14 protein-coding genes and 1 pseudogene are annotated in these 18365 nt (G+C 62.4%); 12 read left to right on the top strand and 3 right to left on the bottom strand.

The window, feature by feature from the left end; all coding sequences use genetic code 11:
- Positions 1-12 precede the first annotated feature (12 nt).
- Complete coding sequence (locus RO009_06525) at positions 13-807, top strand: ABC transporter ATP-binding protein (protein ID MDT3684679.1); 795 nt, start codon at positions 13-15, stop codon at positions 805-807.
- On the top strand, positions 804-1577 hold the full coding sequence (locus RO009_06530; GenBank protein MDT3684680.1) for an ABC transporter permease: 774 nt from the start codon (positions 804-806) through the stop codon (positions 1575-1577). The genes RO009_06525 and RO009_06530 overlap by 4 nt, the downstream gene beginning before the upstream one ends.
- 9 nt (positions 1578-1586) lie before the next feature.
- Here the strand turns inward: RO009_06530 and RO009_06535 are convergent, their stop codons facing one another.
- Complete coding sequence (locus RO009_06535) at positions 1587-2537, bottom strand: LysR family transcriptional regulator (GenBank protein MDT3684681.1); 951 nt, start codon at positions 2535-2537, stop codon at positions 1587-1589.
- A 174-nt stretch (positions 2538-2711) separates the two neighbouring features.
- Between RO009_06535 and RO009_06540 the strand changes: the two genes are divergently transcribed.
- Positions 2712-4493, top strand: coding sequence for a glucan ABC transporter ATP-binding protein/ permease (locus RO009_06540; GenBank protein ID MDT3684682.1), 1782 nt, complete (start codon positions 2712-2714; stop codon positions 4491-4493).
- Positions 4494-4499: 6 nt separating this feature from the next.
- Here the strand turns inward: RO009_06540 and RO009_06545 are convergent, their stop codons facing one another.
- Complete coding sequence (locus RO009_06545; GenBank protein MDT3684683.1) at positions 4500-5666, bottom strand: acetyl-CoA acetyltransferase; 1167 nt, start codon at positions 5664-5666, stop codon at positions 4500-4502.
- A 273-nt stretch (positions 5667-5939) separates the two neighbouring features.
- Here RO009_06545 and RO009_06550 point away from each other — a divergent pair, with 273 nt between their 5' ends.
- The 9 genes and pseudogenes from RO009_06550 to RO009_06590 all read left to right on the top strand — a co-directional run bounded on the left by RO009_06550 (position 5940) and on the right by RO009_06590 (position 16665).
- Positions 5940-7370, top strand: a complete 1431-nt coding sequence (locus RO009_06550) for a D-alanyl-D-alanine carboxypeptidase family protein (GenBank protein MDT3684684.1) — start codon at positions 5940-5942, stop codon at positions 7368-7370.
- Positions 7367-8521 (top strand): GTP-binding protein, encoded by a 1155-nt coding sequence (locus RO009_06555; protein MDT3684685.1) that lies wholly within the window; start codon positions 7367-7369, stop codon positions 8519-8521. Before RO009_06550 ends, RO009_06555 begins: the two co-directional genes overlap by 4 nt.
- 66 nt (positions 8522-8587) lie before the next feature.
- Positions 8588-10384, top strand: coding sequence for a long-chain-acyl-CoA synthetase (locus RO009_06560; protein ID MDT3684686.1), 1797 nt, complete (start codon positions 8588-8590; stop codon positions 10382-10384).
- A gap of 16 nt (positions 10385-10400) precedes the next feature.
- A complete protein-coding gene (locus RO009_06565) occupies positions 10401-10949 on the top strand; it encodes a DUF924 family protein (protein MDT3684687.1) in 549 nt (182 codons plus the stop codon).
- Between the two features lie 92 nt (positions 10950-11041).
- A complete protein-coding gene (locus RO009_06570; protein ID MDT3684688.1) occupies positions 11042-11998 on the top strand; it encodes a tripartite tricarboxylate transporter substrate-binding protein in 957 nt (318 codons plus the stop codon).
- A gap of 2 nt (positions 11999-12000) precedes the next feature.
- Complete coding sequence (locus RO009_06575; GenBank protein MDT3684689.1) at positions 12001-12471, top strand: tripartite tricarboxylate transporter TctB family protein; 471 nt, start codon at positions 12001-12003, stop codon at positions 12469-12471.
- Positions 12472-12477: 6 nt separating this feature from the next.
- Positions 12478-13978 (top strand): annotated as a pseudogene (locus RO009_06580) (tripartite tricarboxylate transporter permease).
- 129 nt (positions 13979-14107) lie between these two features.
- The gene (locus tag RO009_06585; GenBank protein MDT3684690.1) at positions 14108-15496 is read left to right on the top strand and encodes a lipopolysaccharide biosynthesis protein; all 1389 of its coding nucleotides are present in this window, start codon (positions 14108-14110) and stop codon (positions 15494-15496) included.
- Positions 15493-16665, top strand: a complete 1173-nt coding sequence (locus RO009_06590) for a GNAT family N-acetyltransferase (protein MDT3684691.1) — start codon at positions 15493-15495, stop codon at positions 16663-16665. The genes RO009_06585 and RO009_06590 overlap by 4 nt, the downstream gene beginning before the upstream one ends.
- On the opposite strand, the gene RO009_06595 is transcribed toward RO009_06590, so the two are convergent.
- Positions 16634-18250: an acyl-CoA synthetase gene (locus tag RO009_06595; protein MDT3684692.1), complete on the bottom strand. Its 1617-nt coding sequence runs from the start codon at positions 18248-18250 to the stop codon at positions 16634-16636. The genes RO009_06590 and RO009_06595 overlap by 32 nt on opposite strands.
- Positions 18251-18365 lie beyond the last annotated feature (115 nt).

Consider the following 18365-nt stretch of genomic DNA (forward strand, 5'->3'; position numbering starts at 1 on the left):
TGGGAGTTTTTTGTGTCCGGGTTTATCGACCTGAATGGCGTGAGCCATCGCTATGGTGGCATCCAGGCCGGCCCTGACGGCATCCTCGCCGTCGAAGATTTGAGCATTTCCGTCAACCGCGGCGAATTCGCCGCGGTTGTCGGCCCTTCCGGATGCGGCAAGTCCACGCTGATGAAGCTGGTCACGGGATTGCAATTCCCGTTCGCCGGCACCGTCGCTGTCGCTGGCCAGCGCGTCACCCGGCCTGTGAAAATCGCCGGCATGGCCTTCCAGGCACCCACACTCCTGCCCTGGCGGACAACGCTGGAGAACCTGCTGCTGCCGCTGGAGATCGTGCAGCCGCATCGCAGCGAATTGCGTCGCAAGAAGGCGGAATATGTCACGCGGGCCGAAAACCTGCTGGCCTCGGTCGGCCTCGGCGGCTTCGGACCAAAATATCCATGGCAATTGTCCGGCGGCATGCAGCAGCGTACCTCGCTCTGCCGCGCGCTGATCCACGAGCCGCAATTGCTAATGCTGGATGAACCATTCGGGGCGCTCGATGCTTTCACGCGCGAAGAATTGTGGTGCGTGATCCGCGATCTGCATGCAACCCGCAAGATCACGGTGGTGCTGGTGACCCACGACTTGCGCGAGGCCGTATTCCTCGCCGACCGTGTCTTCGTAATGTCGGCGCGGCCGGGCCGCATTCTGGACGAGCGCAAGATCGACCTTCCGCGTCCGCGCGATCTCGACGTGACCTTCACCAAGGAATTTCAGGACATCGTGCATGACCTGCGCGCGCATATCGTGAAGGCGCGGCAATGACGCGCACCAACCTGATGATCCGCCTCGCGCCGTGGCTGTTCACGATCGGCCTCTTCGTCATCTGGGAGCTGGCTGTCCGCATTTTCAAGATTCCGGAATTCTTCCTGCCGCCGCCCACCGCCATTGCGCGCGCATTTTATGATTATTGGCCGGCGATCGTTCGCAATTCCCGCATCACACTTGAAGCGACGGTCATCGGCTTCGGTCTTGCCGTCGGTTTCGGATTGCTGCTTGGCTTGCTCGTCGGCTGGTCACGCACGATCTATGCCGGAATCTACCCGCTGCTGATCGGCTTCAACGCGATACCGAAAGTGGCGGTCGTCCCTATTCTCGTTCTCTGGTTCGGCATCGGCTACATTCCGGCCATTCTCACGGCCTTCCTGATCTCGTTCTTCCCGATCGTGGTGAATGTGGCAACCGGCCTCGCCACGATCGAGCCCGAACTCGAAGACGTGCTGAAAGCGCTCGGCGCATCCAAGCTCGACATCATGCGCAAGGTCGGCATTCCGCGTTCGCTGCCGTATTTCTTCGGCTCGCTGAAGATCGCTATCACCCTGGCCTTTGTCGGCACGGTGATTTCGGAAAGCGTGGCGTCCAATTACGGACTCGGCAATCTCATGCTGCAGGCGCAGGCACAATTTCAGGTGCCGCTGATCTTTGCTGGGCTCGTGGCGCTCGCCGTGGAGGGCATTGTCATGTACTGGCTGATGGCCATACTGGAAACGCGCATGACCGGCTGGGCACAGCGGTCGGGTTTTGCACAGGCCTGAGCGGCCGTCTCAGCCGATCAGATAGGCGGCCGCCGTCAGTGGTGATGCAACTTCAACAGTCGTTTTTCGCTGCGCGCCTGGTTTCAAGACCTCGGCAAGCGTATCCGCGACCTGCTCCAGCACGCCTTGATCGCCGCCTTCCCGCAGATGAATCGCGCAGGACGCATCATTGATCGGCGGCAACGGACCATCGTCCCAGGCTGACAGATCGTCGTTAAGGCTGCGGCTCCTGGGATAGGGCATCACACCCATGCCGGCCCGAACGGCGGCCGACAGGCTCACGACGCTGGAACCGACGAACACCAGGTCGTGATCGAGGCCGGCCTGGCTCAGGGCCATCAATGCCAGCCGATGGCAGGCGCAAACGTCGCCGTAACCGACAAGGGGAACCGGCTCGCTCAGATCAATACTGGTCTTGGGCCCCCTGATCCAGGCCATGCTTTCGGTCCAATGATGACGCGCATCAATGGTGGGGCCGGAGGTGCTCAGGGCAATCAGGATGTCCAGATCGCCCGCGCGAAGATCGCGGAGCATCGCGTCGAATGGCCCACTCTTCACTGCAAACCGGACACTCGGCCATTGCTGGCGGAATGTCGCCAGGGTCTCGGAAATGAATGGCGCTATGATGTCGCCAGGTACCGCAATCCGGATCGTCTGCACATTATGGCGGGGTGTGGCGAGGTCCAGGATCTGATCGTTGATGGACAGCATCCGGCGCGCGTAGTTGACAACCAGTTCTCCCATGGTCGTCAGAGTGACTCCCGGCGCGCTCTTGTCGAGAATGTCGCTGCCGAGCAGTAGCTGAAGTCGCTTGAGTTGCGCGCTGACGGCCGGCTGGGTAACGCCGAGTTGTTGGGCGGCCTTGGTAAAACTTCTAAGATCGACGACCGCGATGAGGGTACGCAACAATTCGGTAGGAATGTTGACCATGCTGAACGCGTCACCTGCCGTTTTTTTCATCTCACATCTTGGCACGCGTCAAAGTTTGGAAGCACAGTGACCCTAATCAAATTTGAGTTATTATTTCCACGCCGCCAACATGAATAGTCGAGTAAATTCATACGTCTGGCGAATTATGTAATAATGTAACCCGGAACCCGGTTCCGCAAATTTTCTGGTCTTGCGTCAGCCGTCATGCATCTGATTCGTCTTTATGCGCGCGTTCTTGCCCTGCTTGGTCCGGAAGCCCGGCTAGGCTGGTTCCTGGCCTTGGCCAATCTGGCATTGGCCGCCGCGCAATTTGCCGAGCCGGTTCTATTCGGCAAAATCATCGATGCTCTGACCGGCGCGCAGAAGACCGACAGCAGTGTCACCTTCCTGACCCTGACGCCGCTGTTGGCAGCCTGGGTCGCATTCGGGCTGTTCAATATCGGCTGCGGCGTCGTGGTCGCGCTTTATGCCGACCGGCTGGCGCACCGGCGCCGCCACGCCGTGCTGACCAATTATTTCGAGCATGTCCTGCAGTTGCCGCTGTCTTTCCATGGCGGCGCGCATTCCGGCCGCTTGATGAAAGTGCTGCTGTCCGGCACCGATTCACTCTGGAATCTCTGGCTTTCCTTCTTTCGCGAGCATTTTTCCGGCTTCATCTCGCTGCTGATTCTGATTCCGCTGTCGCTCTATCTGAACTGGCGCCTGGCGCTGTTGCTGATCGCGCTTTGTGTGATCTTCGCAATTCTCACATCTCTTATCCTGCACAAGACCGGCGCCATGCAGAGCGCCGTAGAGCAATATTATTCCGATCTCGCCGAACGCGCGTCCGACACGCTGGGCAATGTCGCGCTGGTACAGAGCTATTCCCGCGTCGAGGCGGAGGTGATGGGCCTGCGCAATGTCGTGGACCAGCTCTTGAGCGCGCAAATGCCGGTTCTGTCCTGGTGGGCGGCGGTGGCGGTTCTGACGCGCGCCTCCACCACCATCACCATGCTGGCGATTTTCTTGCTCGGTACCTGGCTGCATTTCCAGAATCTCGCCACCATCGGCGAGATCGTCATGTTCATGAGCTTCGCCACCATGCTGGTCAGCAAGCTCGATCAGACCGTCAGCTTCGTGAACGGCGTGTTCATGGTGGCGCCACGGCTGCAGGAATTCTTCGACGTGCTCGATACCGACCCGGTGGTGCATGACCGCGTCGGCGCCATCGATCCTGGTCGCGTGCGCGGCGAGGTTGAGTTCGATGACGTCTCCTTCTCGTATGACGGCAAGCGTCCGGCGGTGGAGGATATTTCCTTCAAGGCGCAGCCCGGGCAGGTGATCGCGCTCGTCGGACCGACAGGCGCCGGCAAGACCACTGCGCTGGCATTGCTGCACCGCGTCTTCGATCCGCAATCCGGCGCGATCAGGATCGACGGTCACGACCTGCGCGACCTCAAGCTTGCCGCCCTGCGGCGGAATATCGGCGTGGTGTTTCAGGAAGTGCTGCTGCTCAACCGTTCGATCTCAGAGAACCTGTTCATCGGCAAGCCCGACGCCACCGAGGCCGAGATGCACGACGCGCTCAAGCGTGCGCAGGCGCTCGATTTCGTCGAGCGCAATCCCGAGGGATTGAATGCGCTGGTTGGCGAACGCGGACGCTTTCTGTCAGGCGGCGAGCGTCAGCGCCTGTCGATCGCGCGCGCGCTGCTGAAAAACCCGCCGATCCTCATTCTCGACGAAGCAACCAGCGCACTCGACGCCGCGACCGAAATCAAGGTGCAAGCCGCGCTCGATGAAGTGATGAAGGACCGCACCACCTTCGTCATTGCGCATCGCCTGTCCACGATCCGCAATGCAACGCTCATTCTGGTGTTCCAGGGCGGCCACATCATCGAAAGCGGTGGCTTCGACGAATTAATCGCGCGCGGCGGCGCTTTCGCGGAGCTGGCGAAAGCGCAGTTTCTGGCCGCCGACAACAAGCCGACGAAAGTCCCGGAAAAGTGACGTCTTCTATTTGATGCGTTCGAGAATGCTGACGTAATTGGCGACCGCGGCACCGCCCATGTTGAAGATGCCGCCCAGCTTCGCGTTCTTGACCTGGATGTCGCCGGCCTTGCCCAGAAGTTGCGCCGCCGTCAGCGTGTGCATGGACACGCCGGTCGCGCCGATTGGATGGCCCTTGGCTTTCAGGCCGCCGGAGGGATTGACCGGCAGCTTGCCACCTTTCTGGGTCCAGCCTTCGGCGATCGCACGCGCACCCTGACCTTCCGGCGTCAGGCCCATCGCTTCGTATTCGATCAGCTCAGCGATGGTGAAACAGTCGTGTGTCTCGACAAATGAGAGGTCGGTCAGCGCGATGCCGGCCAGTGCCAGCGCCTGCTGCCAGGCGAGCGCACAGCCTTCGAATTTGAGGATGTCGCGCTTGGCCATCGGCAGGAAATCCTGCACATGTGCGGCGGCACGGAACACCACCGCCTTGTCGAGTTGCAAGGCGGTCTCGACATCAGCGAGCACAACGGCCGCGGCGCCATCCGAGACCAGCGAACAATCCGTGCGCTTCAATGGCCCGGCGACGAAGGGATTCTTTTCGCTCTCGGTACGGCAGAAATCGAAGCCGAGATCCTTGCGCATCTGCGCATAAGGGTTGCCGACGCCGTTTTTGTGATTCTTGGCCGCGATCATTGCCAATGCGTCCGACTGATCGCCATATTTCTGAAAATAAAGCCCGGCGATCTTCCCGAATATCCCGGCAAAGCCGCCCTCAATATCGGCCTCGTCCTTCACATACGACGCCTTGAGGAGATTCCTGCCGACCTCCGCCGACGGCGTGCGCGTCATCTGTTCGACACCGACCACGAGCACAATGCGCGCGCTCTTCGCCGCGATCGCCTTCAGCCCCTGATGCACCGCTGCGGAACCGGTGGCGCAGGCATTCTCCACCCGGGTTGCCCGCTTGAATCTCAGATCGGGCGAGGCCTGCAGCACCAGCGAGGCTGTGAAATCCTGCGGTGAGAAGCCTGCGTTGAAATGCCCCAGCACGATCTCGTCCACGTCGCGCGGCGCGATGCCGGCATCGGCCAGCGCATCGGTGGCGACCCGAACGATCAGGCTTTCCACCGTTTCCGCATCCATTTTCCCGAAGGGGCTATGAGCGGAACCAACGATACAAGCGGTCATGGGCGACTTTCTCCTGGGGCTGCTTCACGATGGCAGCGGGCCTGCCGAACTTTGGTCGCTTTCTTGAGAGAATTACCACTCCCGGGGCGGTAAAAACAGCATGGTCGTAACCTTTTGCTTCCGGCCTTCCTGCGGATTAGGTATTTTTGTCCACCGCACGAATTCCGCCAGGCCCGAAACAGACACCGGACCGCGATTGTGACTATTGCGAACAAGCTATTCCGTCGATCATCTATTCTGTCTTTGGCGCTTTTCACAGCCCTGAGCATCGGGTTGACCCGGCCGGCGGCCGCCGAAGCCCTGCTCCTGGTGGAAGCCGATAGCGGCAAGGTTCTGCACGCCGAGAATGCAACCCATCCTTGGTATCCTGCCTCGGTCACCAAGCTGATGACGGCCTATGTCACCTTGCGCGCCGTGAAGGAACGCCGGCTCACGCTCGATTCCCTGCTCACAGTGTCGGCGAATGCGGCCGCGCAGGCGCCCTCCAAGATGGGCTTCAAGCCGGGCACACAGCTCACTGTCGACAATGCCATCAAGATGCTGATGGTCAAATCGGCAAACGATGTGGCGGTGGTCCTTGCCGAAGGCGTGTCGGGCTCGATCGAAAAATTCGCCGACGACATGAACCGTGCCGCCCAGCGGCTCGGCATGACGCAGACAAGTTACGTCAATCCGAACGGCCTGCCCGCCGACGGTCAGGTCACCTCAGCGCGCGATCAGGCGATCTTGGCGCGCGCGATCCTGAAAGAATTTTCGGAATACGAATTCTACTGGCGCCTGCCCGCAATCAAGTTCGGCAAGCGTGTCATGCGCAACTACAACACCCTAATCGACCGCTATCCCGGCGCCGACGGCATGAAGACCGGCTTCATTTGCGCCTCCGGCTTCAATCTTGTCGCCTCGGCCACGCGCAACGGCCGCCGCCTGATCGCCGTCGTTCTCGGCGCGCCCTCGGGCCCGGTACGCGCCGTCAAGGCGGCCTCGATGCTGGAGCGCGGTTTCAACAGCGGCTCGCTGTCCTGGCTGACGCCATCGCTCGGTACGGTCAACGGGCTGATACCGGTCAATTCAGCGCCGCCCGACCTGCGCGACAGCATGTGCGGCAAACACCGCAAACGTCCGGCCGCCGAAAGCGAAGACGCCGATGATGATTCCGGTCAGGTGAACGCGTCCAATTCGAACGGAGACCCAAGCTCCGCGCACAGCTTCACGCTATCCACCTTGCGCGCCACCATCGCAAAGCCCTCTTCGCTGATCGGTCCGCTGCAGCCGTCGATGGAGCCGGTCGTAGTCTATGTCGGCCCGAACAAGAACACGAGCCAGGCCGACACCCAGCTTGCCGGATCGAAGAAGAAGAAAGGCACGCCGGTCGCCGCAGCAGGCGCCGAGGCCGCCGCCGCGGTTGCGGCAGTGCCGGGCGCGCCGCACTCCAGCCAGCCGCAAGTCAATGTGCCGGCCTTCGCGCCGTCAACACATTATCCCTCAACCACCGCCTTCACTCCACCTGCCGGCGCGCCGGGCTATGGCGCAAGCAGTGTGCCGATGCCCAAGCCGCGGCCGAAACTTGCCGCCCGGCCGGCAATACCAGCCGCCGCAGCGAGCAAGCCGCAGGCCAACACCAAACCCGCGGCGGCGAATTCCGCGAAGCCTGCGGCGCAAGCCGGAGCCACCGCCAAGCCGGCCGCAAAGCCGAAACCGCAGTGACCGACCAAAATCAGCCGCGCCCGCGCGGTCCGTTGCCGCCGATACCGCTCACATTGCTCACGGGTTTTCTCGGTGCCGGCAAGACCACGCTGCTGAACAAATTGCTTGGTGATCCTGGGCTGAAGGACACCGCCGTCATCATCAACGAATTCGGTGAGATTCCCCTTGATCATCTCCTGGTGGAGAAGATCGAGGACAATATGATGGTGCTGTCGAGCGGCTGCCTCTGCTGCAATCTGCGCGGCGATCTCGTCACGGCACTGGAAAAGCTGCTGCGCGATCTCGATAACGGCCGCGTTTCGTTCAAGCGCGTTATGGTGGAGACCACCGGTCTCGCCGATCCGGCGCCGTTGCTGCAGACCATGATGTCGCATCCTTATCTGGTGCTGCGCTTTCGGCTCGACGGCGTGGTGACACTGGTAGATGCCGTGAACGGCCTCTCCACGCTCAGCGAACATCCCGAAGCGGTGAAACAGGCGGCCGTGGCCGACCGCCTTGTCGTCACCAAGTGCGATCTCGCGGACAACTTCGATCGGAGCTCCGCCCGCAACGAACTCATCGGTCGCCTGCACGCGCTCAATCCGGCGGCGCCGGTGCTGGACGCTGCCGCCGGCGAGGCGACGCCCGAGCGATTGCTGAATTGCGGCCTCTACAACCCGGACAAGAAGATCCCCGACGTCAACCGCTGGCTCGCCGACGAAGCTTACGCCGCGGCGGAAGCCCAGGATCATCACAGCCATGATCACGCGCATCACCACGACGTAAACCGTCACGACGACCGGGTCCGCGCCTTCACGCTGGCCAGCGAGGACGCGATCTCGGCCGCCACCTTCGACCTGTTCCTGGAACTGCTCAGATCAATGCACGGCCCCAATCTGCTGCGGGTGAAGGGAATCGTGAAAATCCAGGAAACACCTAATACGCCGGTGGTCATCCATGGCGTGCAGCACGTCTTCCACCCGTCTGCGCAACTGCCGGCCTGGCCTGATGCCGACCGGCGCACCCGCATGGTTTTCATCGTCCGCGACATCGAACCGCGCGTGATCCGCGAACTCTTCGATGCATTCCTCGGACGGCTGAATCCGGACCAGCCCGACCGCGACGCGCTGATCGACAATCCGCTCGTTCCGTTCGGCGGGCTTGACCGCTGAACGACCCGGCCTCTTGCGGGCAGGCCGCGACTCCTCGATGGTAGAGCCGTTCATCCGGGGACGGATATGGGCTTTTTCAGCCAGTTGAAAAACGAGTTTGTCTTTGTCCGCGGCGCGCTGCGCTCGCTGCGCATGACCACGCATATCGCCAAGAACCCCGATCGTATTTTTCCCAATGTGCTGGAAGAGCTGGCGGCGCGCCACGCCGAAGCCCCGGCCCTGCTCTCAAGCCGCGAGAATTTCACCTATGGCGAGCTCTTCGAGCGCTCCAACCGCTATTCGCGATGGGCGCTGCAGGAGCGCATCCGCAAGGACGACACCATCTGTCTCCTGATGCCGAACCGGCCGGAATATGTCGCGATCTGGGTCGGCGTAACCCGCGTCGGCGGGGTGATGGCCCTGCTCAACACCAATCTTGTCGGCCCCTCGCTGGCGCATTGCATCGACCTTGTCGGCGCCAGGCACATCGTCGTCGCGGCCGAATTGATTGACGCCTTTCGCTCCGCCCAACCGCTTCTGAAAAGCACCCCCAAAATCTGGCTGCACGGCGACATCGCCGAAAATCATCCTCGTATCGACCGCGCAATCGAGGCCCTGCCGGGACATGCATTGACTGCGGCCGAGCGCCGTCTCGTCACCATCGAGGATCACGCGCTTTATATCTACACCTCCGGCACGACCGGGCTGCCGAAAGCGGCCAACGTCAATCACTATCGCGTCATGCTGGCGAGCTACGGCTTTGCCGGCGTCATGAACACATCCGCCTCCGACCGCATGTATAATTGTCTGCCCATGTACCATACGGTGGGCGGGCTGTGCGCGATCGGCTCGCTGCTGGTCAATGGCGGGTCGGTGGTGCTGCGCGAACGTTTTTCCGCGCGCGAATTCTGGGACGACATCGTGCGCAACGATTGCACGATGATGCAATATATCGGCGAGCTCTGCCGCTATCTCATCAATTCGCCGCCCAACCCGAACGAAACCAAGCATCGTCTGCGCATCGCCTGCGGCAACGGCCTGCGGCCGGATATCTGGGAGGACTTCAAGACGCGCTTCCGTATCCCGCTGATCCTGGAATTCTACGCGGCGACCGAAGGCAACGTTTTGATGTTCAACTTCGAGGGCAAGACCGGCGCCATCGGCCGTCTGCCCTGGTATATCGAAAGCCGGTTTCCGACCGCGCTGGTCCGCTTCGACGTCGAAAAGGAGCAGCCGATCCGCGGTGCCGACGGCTTCTGCATGGTCTGCGCCCCGGATGAGATCGGCGAGGCCATCGGCAAGATCGTCAATGATCCGGACCGGCCGGGCGGCCGCTTTGAGGGCTATGCCCGCAAGGAGGAAAGCGAAAAGAAAATCCTGCGGGATGTCTTTGAGAAAGGCGACGCCTGGTTCCGCACCGGCGACCTGATGCGCAAGGACAAGCAGGGCTATTTCTATTTTGTCGACCGCATCGGCGACACCTTCCGCTGGAAAGGCGAGAACGTCTCGACCACGGAAGTGGCGGAGGCGATCAACAAGTTCCCGGGTATCAGCGATACCAATGTCTATGGCGTGCATGTGCCCGGCCATGAGGGCCGCGCCGGCATGGCCGCCATCGTGTGCCAGGAGTGCGATCTTGAAAAACTGCACCGACATCTGCAGGTGCTGCTGCCGGATTATGCGCGCCCGCTCTTCCTGCGCATCCGCAAGGGCATCGACATGACGACCACGTTCAAGCAGAAGAAGGTCGACATGGTGAAAGAAGGCTTCAATCCGGTCCTCATTTCTGACCCGCTCTATTTCAACGATACGAAGATGGGCGCTTTTGTGCCGCTGGACGCTGCGCTCTACGAACGCTTCCAGTCCGGAGAGGTTCGGCTCTGATGGAAGGAATGCAGTTGTGAGCGACGTCGTGGCACCAGAAACCGTGCTTGCCTTCTGGCGCGCCGCCGGGCCCGACAGGTGGTTCAGCAAGAACGACGCTTTCGACGCCGAGATCAGGTCGCGTTTCCTGCCGACCTATGAAGCGGCGGCTGCCGGCAAGCTCGCCAGTTGGGAGGACAAAGCGGAGAGCGCGCTGGCGCTCGTCATCGTGCTCGACCAGTTTCCGCGCAACATGTTCCGCGGCGACAAGCGCGCCTTCGCGGCCGATCCCCTGGCGCGACAGGTTGCCGATCGCGCGATCACGCGCGGCTTCGATCAACAGCTTCCTCCTGCCGAACGCAGCTTTTTCTATCTGCCGTTCGAGCATTCGGAAAATCTCGCGGATCAAGAACGTTGCCTGACTCTGTACCGGGCATTGGGCAATGCCGAAAATCTCAAATGGGCCGAACTTCACGCCGACATCATCCGCCGCTTCGGCCGCTTTCCCCATCGCAACGCCATGCTCGGACGCAACACGACGGCGGAAGAGCAAACCTTCCTCGACGGCGGCGGCTTCAGCGGCTGACGCTGGACGTCTCAAAGCCAATGCCATAGCGTCTGCGGCGAACCGCCGCGGGCTCGACCATGGTCGAGCCGTTCCAATCACCTGGAGGCCTCATGTTGAAGTTCACCGCTGCCGTTGCGGCTCTTTGCGCGTCATTGCTGGTCAGCCCCGCCTCGGCCCAGGTGGAACTGAAAATAATGGCGCCGGCCGGCCCCGGCGGCGGCTGGGACCAGACCGCGCGCGCCATGCAGCAGGCGTTGACGGCGGCGAAGCTTGCGCGCTCGGTGCAGGTCTTCAATGTGCCCGGCGCCGGCGGCAGCGTCGGTCTCGCCCAATTGATCAACAGCGCCAAGGGCGATCCGCATCAATTGATGGTCAACGGCTTTGTCATGGTCGGCGCATTGCTGACCAACAAGTCGGCCGTGAGTCTCGATCAGGCAACGCCGATCGCGCGCCTCACCGAAGAAGTCGAAGTCATCGTCGTGCCGGCGTCATCGCCGATCAAGACTGCGCAGGATCTCGCCGCCGCGGTGAAGGCCGATCCCGCGAAAGTGACCTGGGCCGGCGGTTCGGCCGGCGGTGTCGATCACATCACCGCGGCTCTGTTCGCGCAGGCGGTCGGCGCCGACGCGACCAAGATCAACTACATCCCGTTTTCGGGCGGCGGTGAATCGCTCGCCGCCATCCTCGGCAGCAAGGTCACCGCCGGCATTTCCGGCTATGGAGAATATGAAGGACAGATCAAGGCGGGGCGCCTGCGGCTGATCGGTGTCACCTCCGTCAGGCGCCTGCCGAATATTGATGGTCCGACCTTCAAGGAACAGGGCATCGATCTTGTGATTGCCAATTGGCGCTCGGTGATGGCGCCGCCCGGACTCACACCGGAACAGAAACGGGAACTGGTGGACCTGATCGGCAAGATGGCGAAGTCCGAGGCCTGGAAAGAGATTCTGAAACAGAAGGGCTGGGATGACGCCTTTCTTGGCGGCGACGCCTTCTTGGATTTCCTGAAACAGGAACAGACGCGCGTCGCCGGAGTGCTGAAATCCGTCGGCCTTGTGAAACCCTGATCATGCTTGCGGCCCTGCGGCGCGCCGACCCGGCCGGACTTGCGGCGGCGGCGCTGCTTATCACCGCATCGGCGATCATCGCCTGGGATACGTCCCGGCTGACGGTGTCATCGGCTTACGGCCTCGGTCCGCAGGCAGTGCCGAATGTGATTGCGGCCGGTTTGTTCCTGCTCGGCATCGGCAATCTTGTCATGGCGATCCGGCGCGATTTGCCGCAACGTGACGACGCCGATCCGAAAGCCATCCTGCTCATTCTTGGCGGACTTGCCGCTTTGATGGCGCTGATTACGGCCGGCGCCGGATTCATTCTGGCGACCGCAATCCTGTTCGCCTGCACCGCTGCCGGCTTCGGGCGCCGCGCCTTCGTCACCGACTTTGTCATCGGACTGGGACTGGGCGCTGTGATCTATCTCGTCTTTGTCAAATTGCTGACACTGACGCTGCCTGATGGTCCGCTCGAGCGGCTGTTGTGAGCTGACATGGACGCGCTCGCCGCTCTTGGCCATGGCATGGCCGTTGCCCTGCAGCCGCTGAACCTGCTGTTCGCATTCATCGGCGTGTTGCTCGGCACCGCGGTCGGCGTCCTGCCAGGCATCGGCCCCGCGCTCACCGTCGCGCTGCTGCTGCCGGTCACTTACAAGCTTGATCCCGCAGGTTCCCTGATCATGTTCGCCGGCGTCTATTACGGCGGCATGTATGGCGGCTCGACCACCGCTATCCTGATCAACACGCCGGGCGAGAGCGCATCGATGGCGACGGCGCTTGAAGGCAACAAGATGGCGAAGGCCGGCCGTGGCGGCCCGGCGCTGGCGACAGCGGCCATCGGCTCGTTTGTTGCCGGCGGCATTGCGACACTCGGCATTGCCTTTCTCGCGCCATGGCTGGTCGAAATCGCGATCAGCTTCGGCCCGGAAGACTATTTCGCGCTGATGTGCCTCGCCTTCGTCACCGTGTCGGCGACCTTCGGCAATTCGCCGCTGCGCGGTTTGACCAGCCTGTTCATCGGCCTCGCGCTCGGCCTTGTCGGCATCGACAAGCTGACCGGACAGGCGCGGCTCTCCTTCGGCCTGCCGGAAATGCTCGACGGCGTGGAGATCACGACGCTGGCGGTCGGCCTCTTCGCGGTCGGCGAGGCACTCTATGTCGCGTCGCGCCGGAAGACCTCCGAAGAAACTGTCGAACCAGTCCGAGGATCACTGTGGATGACCAAGGACGACTGGAAGAGGTCGTGGAAACCATGGCTTCGCGGCACGTTCCTCGGTTTTCCAATCGGCGCATTGCCCGCCGGCGGCGCGGAAATCCCCACTTTTCTCTCCTATTCGACCGAAAAACGCCTTGCGCGGCATCCGGGAGATTTCGGCAAAGGCGCCATCGAAGGCGTCGCCGGCCCTGAAGCCGCCAACAACGCCTCCGCCGCCGGCACACTGGTGCCGCTGCTGACGCTCGGCCTGCCGACATCGGCCACCGCCGCGATGATGCTCGCGGGTTTCCAGCAATATGGCCTCAATCCCGGCCCCCTTCTCTTTGCGGAAAAACCTGATCTGGTCTGGGGCCTCATCGCCAGCCTGTTCATCGCCAACGCGATGTTGCTGGTGCTGAATTTGCCGCTGGTGGGCCTCTGGGTGCGCCTGCTGTCGATTCCACAGCCATGGCTCTATGCCGGCATTCCTCGCGTTCGCCGTCACCGGCACGCTCGCCGCCAAGCCGTCGGTGATCGAAGTGCTGATGCTCACCATTTTCGGCGTCATGGGCTTTCTCATGCGCCGCTACGATTATCCCATCGCGCCGGTGGTGGTCGGTCTGATCCTCGGGCCGATGGCGGAAAGCCAGTTGCGCCGCGCCTTGTCGATCAGCCTCGGCGATCCGCTGGTGCTGCTGCAGAGTCCGATCTCGGCGACGCTGTTGGCGATTTCGCTCGTCGCCTTGGTCGCGCCCTTCGTGATCAAAAAGCTTGCCGCGTTCAGACCGCAAGACGATTGATATCCAAGCAATATCAGCCGCTTACGATCTATTAAGTTAAACACCGAACCGATTCTTAAAGGCTTCTTGCTAGGTCTTCCACCACAGGGAACGCGCCGCAAAGAACAAGGGCGCAGGCGGAGGCGTTAAGTGGCACTCACCGGACATCATCCGGGGCAGGTTTCGGCGCGCGTTGCGTTCGCCGCGCTGACCGCGCGTCTGCGGCATCTGCTTTCAGGTCAGGGCGACCGCTCGCTGGCCCGCCGTGCCGCCGGCACCGCATTCCTCATCCGCATTATCAGCGCCGTGCTCGCCTATCTGTCGCAGATCGTGCTGGCGCGCTGGCTCGGCACCCATGAATTCGGCATCTTCGTCTATGTCTGGACGTGGGTGATGATGCTCGGCGGCGCCGTCGATCTCGGCCTTGCCTCTTCTGCCCAGCGTTTCATTCCGAACTACACGGAAGCGCGCGCGACGGACCAGCTCCGCGGTTTTCTCTCCGGCAGCCGTTGGCTCGCCTTCGCGACCGCAACGGCCTTGTCGGTGATCGCTTTCAGCGTGCTGCATCTGTTGGAGCCATGGCTGGAGGATCACACCTTCGTCCCGCTCGCCATCGCCTGCCTGATCCTTCCAATGTACGGCCTGCTGCATGTGCAGGACGGCATTGCGCGCTCGTATAACTGGATCAATCTCGCGCTGGTGCCGCCTTTCATCATCCGCCAGGTCTTGTTGCTCGCGCTTCTTGGCGGCGCTTATGCACTCGGATACGCGACCGATGCCACCACCGCCATTGTCGCGTCCGCAATCTCGATCTGGGTCACCGCCTTCGGGCAGATGTTGCTTCTGAACCGCAGGCTGGCGGCAGCAATCGGCAAGGGCGACAAGATCTACGAAGTCGGACGCTGGGTCGCGATTTCGCTGCCGATGTTCATGGTCGACGGCATTTATCTTCTGCTGATGTATGTCGACGTGCTGATGCTGAAGCAGTTCCGTCCGCCGGAGGAAGTTGCAATCTACTATGCAGGCGCCAAGACGCTGGCGCTGGTCGCTTTCGTCTATTTCGCTGTCGTCGCCGCCTCCTCGCACAAATTTTCCGAGTATTTCGCCGCCGGCGACCGCCAGCAGCTTGCCGGTTTCCTCGCCGCTTCCATCCGATGGACTTTCTGGCCGTCGCTCGCGGCCACCATCAGCATTCTCGCCTTCGGGCTGCCCATGCTGCGCTTGTTCGGCGAACAATACACGCAGGCCTATGGCCTGATGTTCGTTCTTGCCATCGGCTTTCTCGCGCGCGCGTCCATCGGTCCGGGCGAGCGCTTCCTCAACATGCTCGGCGAACAAAAGATTTGCGCCGCCATTGTCGCGACCGCCTTCGCGGCGAATGTCGCTCTCGGCTTCATCCTCATCCCGTACTTCGGGATGATGGGCGCGGCGATCTCGACCACCGCCGCCTTCGTCGTTGAATCTGCGTTGATCTTTGCCGTCGCCAAGAGGCGCCTTGGCTATCATCTCTTCATTTGGGGCGGAGCGAAAGCGCAATGACGACGATGCTCGCCCCCGCCACCCGAACACTGCGCGCCTATTGGCGACCGCTGAGCTCGCTTGCCGCGATTGCCGACGAATGGCGCGATCTCGCAAAGCGGGCGCTGCAGCCGAACGTCTTCTATGATCCCGATTTCGCCTTGCCCGCTGCAGATGTCTTTGGAGAGGACGTAGGCGCGGTGCTGGTGCGCAGCAGCGACGGTGTGCTGCGCGGTTTTTTTCCGGCGCGACCGGAACTGCATCGCTATGGCATCGTATCCGGCGTGATTGCCGGCTGGACGCATCCTTACGCGCCGCTGGGTTTGCCGCTGGTCGACCGCGAGCAGCCCGAAGACATTCTCAACGCATGGCTTGACCATCTGGCGCGCGAGCGGGGCGCGCGGCTGCTGATGCTTCCCTATGTGCCGGAAGGCGGCGCCTTCGCGCCGGTGCTGCAGGAGGTCCTGCAAAGTCGTGGCCTTGCCAGCGCGGCCTTCGGCGAGCATGCCCGAGCGCTGCTTGCACCGGGGGAAGATCGCTCCGGCTATATCGCCAGGTCTGTCAGCGCCAAGCTCCGCAAGGAACTCGGCCGCAAGCGGCGTCGGCTCGCCGAGATCGGCGACGTGGTGCGGGACTCCGCGTCCGATGCGTTTGCGGCGGGAACGTTCGCGCAGGAATTCCTCACGCTCGAGGAAAAAGGCTGGAAAGGCCGCGCGGGCACCGCCGCCGCCCGAAATCAGGCCATCCGTCAATTCCTGCAGAATGCCATCACCGGACTTGCGCGGCGCGGACTGGTACGTGCCGACCGGCTCTCTGTCGGGGGCCAGCCTGCGGCCGTGACTCTGCTCCTGCGCAGCGGGGACGCCGCGTGGCTCTGGAAGATCGCCTATGACGAGAGCTTCGCCCGTTTCTCGCCGGGCGTGCAACTGACTCGCGATCTGACCGAGTCACTGCTGGGGGACGTCACCATCGCTGCGGCAGACTCCTGCGCCACCCCGGATCATCCGATGATCGATCATTTATGGCGGGAACGTCTGGTTCTCTCCGATCGCCTGATCGCCTTGCGGCCGGGCGACAGCGTCCGTTTCGGCCTCGCCTGCAATCTCGAGACCTTGCGCCGCACCGCCATAGGCGCGGCGCGGTCCATCCGCAACACGATCAGGCGCGCTCCCGCAGCAGACGGCGAATGATCTTGCCGGTCGTGGTCATCGGCATCTGATCGATGAAGGCGATCTCGCGCGGATATTCGTGGGCTGACAATCGCTCCTTGACGAAACTCTGCAATTCGCCCGCCAGCGCTTCGGAGGGCATGTGGCCGTCTTTCAGCACAATGAATGCCTTCACGATTTCGGTGCGTACGGGATCGGGCTTGCCGATGGCCGCGGCGAGCGCAACCGCGGGATGACCGAGCAGACAATCCTCGATCTCCGTCGGCCCAATGCGGTAGCCCGCCGAGGTGATCACATCGTCATCGCGGCCGACGAAATGAAAGTAGCCATCCTCATCAATCATTCCCTGGTCGCCGGTCGTCATCCAGTCGCCGATGAACTTGTCGCGCGTTGCTTCCGGCCGGTCCCAGTATTCGAGGAACATGACCGGGTTTGGCCGCTTCACCGCGATCTGCCCGAGCTTACCAGCCGGCAGCGCCATGCCGTCGCCGTCGATCACGGCCACCTCGTGCCCGGGCACCGGCTTGCCGATTGCGCCGGGCCGCGACACTCCGAGCATCGCGCAGGATGACAGTACCAGATTGCATTCGGTCTGGCCGTAGAACTCATTGATGGTCAGGCCGAAGGCGTCGCGTCCCCATTCCAGCGTCTCCGCACCCAGGGATTCACCGCCGGACCCGACGCTGCGCAAGGCGATGTCATGGCGGCCGCGCGGACTTTGCACCGATCGCAGCATGCGCAAGGCCGTGGGCGGGATGAACGCGTTGCGCACGCCTTGGCGCGCCATGAGCCAATAGGCCTGTTCGGGATCGAACTTGTCGAAACGATGCGACACCACCGGCACACCGAAATGCAATGACGGCAGCAGGGCATCCAGCAGACCGCCGGCCCAGGCCCAGTCCGCCGGCGTCCAGAAGCGGTCTCCCGGCTGCGGGAAAAAATCATGCGGCATCTCGATGCCGGGCAGATGCCCGAGCAACACGCGATGCGCATGCAACGCCCCCTTGGGCTGGCCGGTCGTCCCCGACGTGTAGATCATCATCGCCGGATCGTCGGCCGCGGTGTCTGCAGGCGTGAACTCTGCCGAAGCGCGTTGCAGCGTCGCATGGAAATCCAGCGCCCCCTGATCCGCGCCATTCAATGACAGGATCAGCTTGAGATTGGGGAGCTGACCGCAGAGGCTCGCGACTTTCGTCAAGCCCTGCGCGTTGGTCAGCAGCACCTTGGCGCCGGAATTCTGCAACCTGTAGGACAGCGCTTCGACGCCGAACAACAAGGCGAGCGGCAAGGCGACGGCGCCGAGCTTGTAGATGCCGACATGCGCCGCTGCCACTTCCGGCGATTGCGGCAGCAGGATCGCCACCCGATCGCCGCGCGCGACGCCATGCGCACGCAGCACATTGGCGAGGCGGTTGGACGTCCCTCTCAACCAGTCATAGCTGACATTGTCAGTACGGCCATCTCCATGCACATGCAGGATGGCGAGGCGCTCCGGCTCCTGCTCCGCCCAGCGGTCACAGACATCGACGCCGATATTGTAGCGCGCCGGCACCTGCCAGCGGAATTGGCGGATGAGATCGTCATAAGTGTCGGCGCGGGCAAGCATGCGGGGCAGAACGCTATCAAGTGGGCCGGATTGTGCCAACGGGTCCGGGCACAGCGAGGCCGCCGGCGAAATCCGGGGACAAGCCTCCCCGCCGCACCCCGATGTCGTTTCGCTT

The sequence above is a fragment of the Pseudorhodoplanes sp. genome (assembly GCA_032027085.1).
Lineage (GTDB): Bacteria > Pseudomonadota > Alphaproteobacteria > Rhizobiales > Xanthobacteraceae > Pseudorhodoplanes.

Coding starts and splice junctions, on each gene's coding strand:
- RO009_06540 (MDT3684682.1), top strand. CDS start 2,712: ATGCATCTGATTCGTCTTTATGCGCGCGTTCTTGCCCTGCTTGGTCCG.
- RO009_06545 (MDT3684683.1), bottom strand. CDS start 5,666: ATGACCGCTTGTATCGTTGGTTCCGCTCATAGCCCCTTCGGGAAAATG.
- RO009_06560 (MDT3684686.1), top strand. CDS start 8,588: ATGGGCTTTTTCAGCCAGTTGAAAAACGAGTTTGTCTTTGTCCGCGGC.
- RO009_06575 (MDT3684689.1), top strand. CDS start 12,001: ATGCTTGCGGCCCTGCGGCGCGCCGACCCGGCCGGACTTGCGGCGGCG.
- RO009_06590 (MDT3684691.1), top strand. CDS start 15,493: ATGACGACGATGCTCGCCCCCGCCACCCGAACACTGCGCGCCTATTGG.
- RO009_06530 (MDT3684680.1), top strand. CDS start 804: ATGACGCGCACCAACCTGATGATCCGCCTCGCGCCGTGGCTGTTCACG.
- RO009_06595 (MDT3684692.1), bottom strand. CDS start 18,250: ATGCTTGCCCGCGCCGACACTTATGACGATCTCATCCGCCAATTCCGC.
- RO009_06570 (MDT3684688.1), top strand. CDS start 11,042: ATGTTGAAGTTCACCGCTGCCGTTGCGGCTCTTTGCGCGTCATTGCTG.
- RO009_06535 (MDT3684681.1), bottom strand. CDS start 2,537: ATGAAAAAAACGGCAGGTGACGCGTTCAGCATGGTCAACATTCCTACC.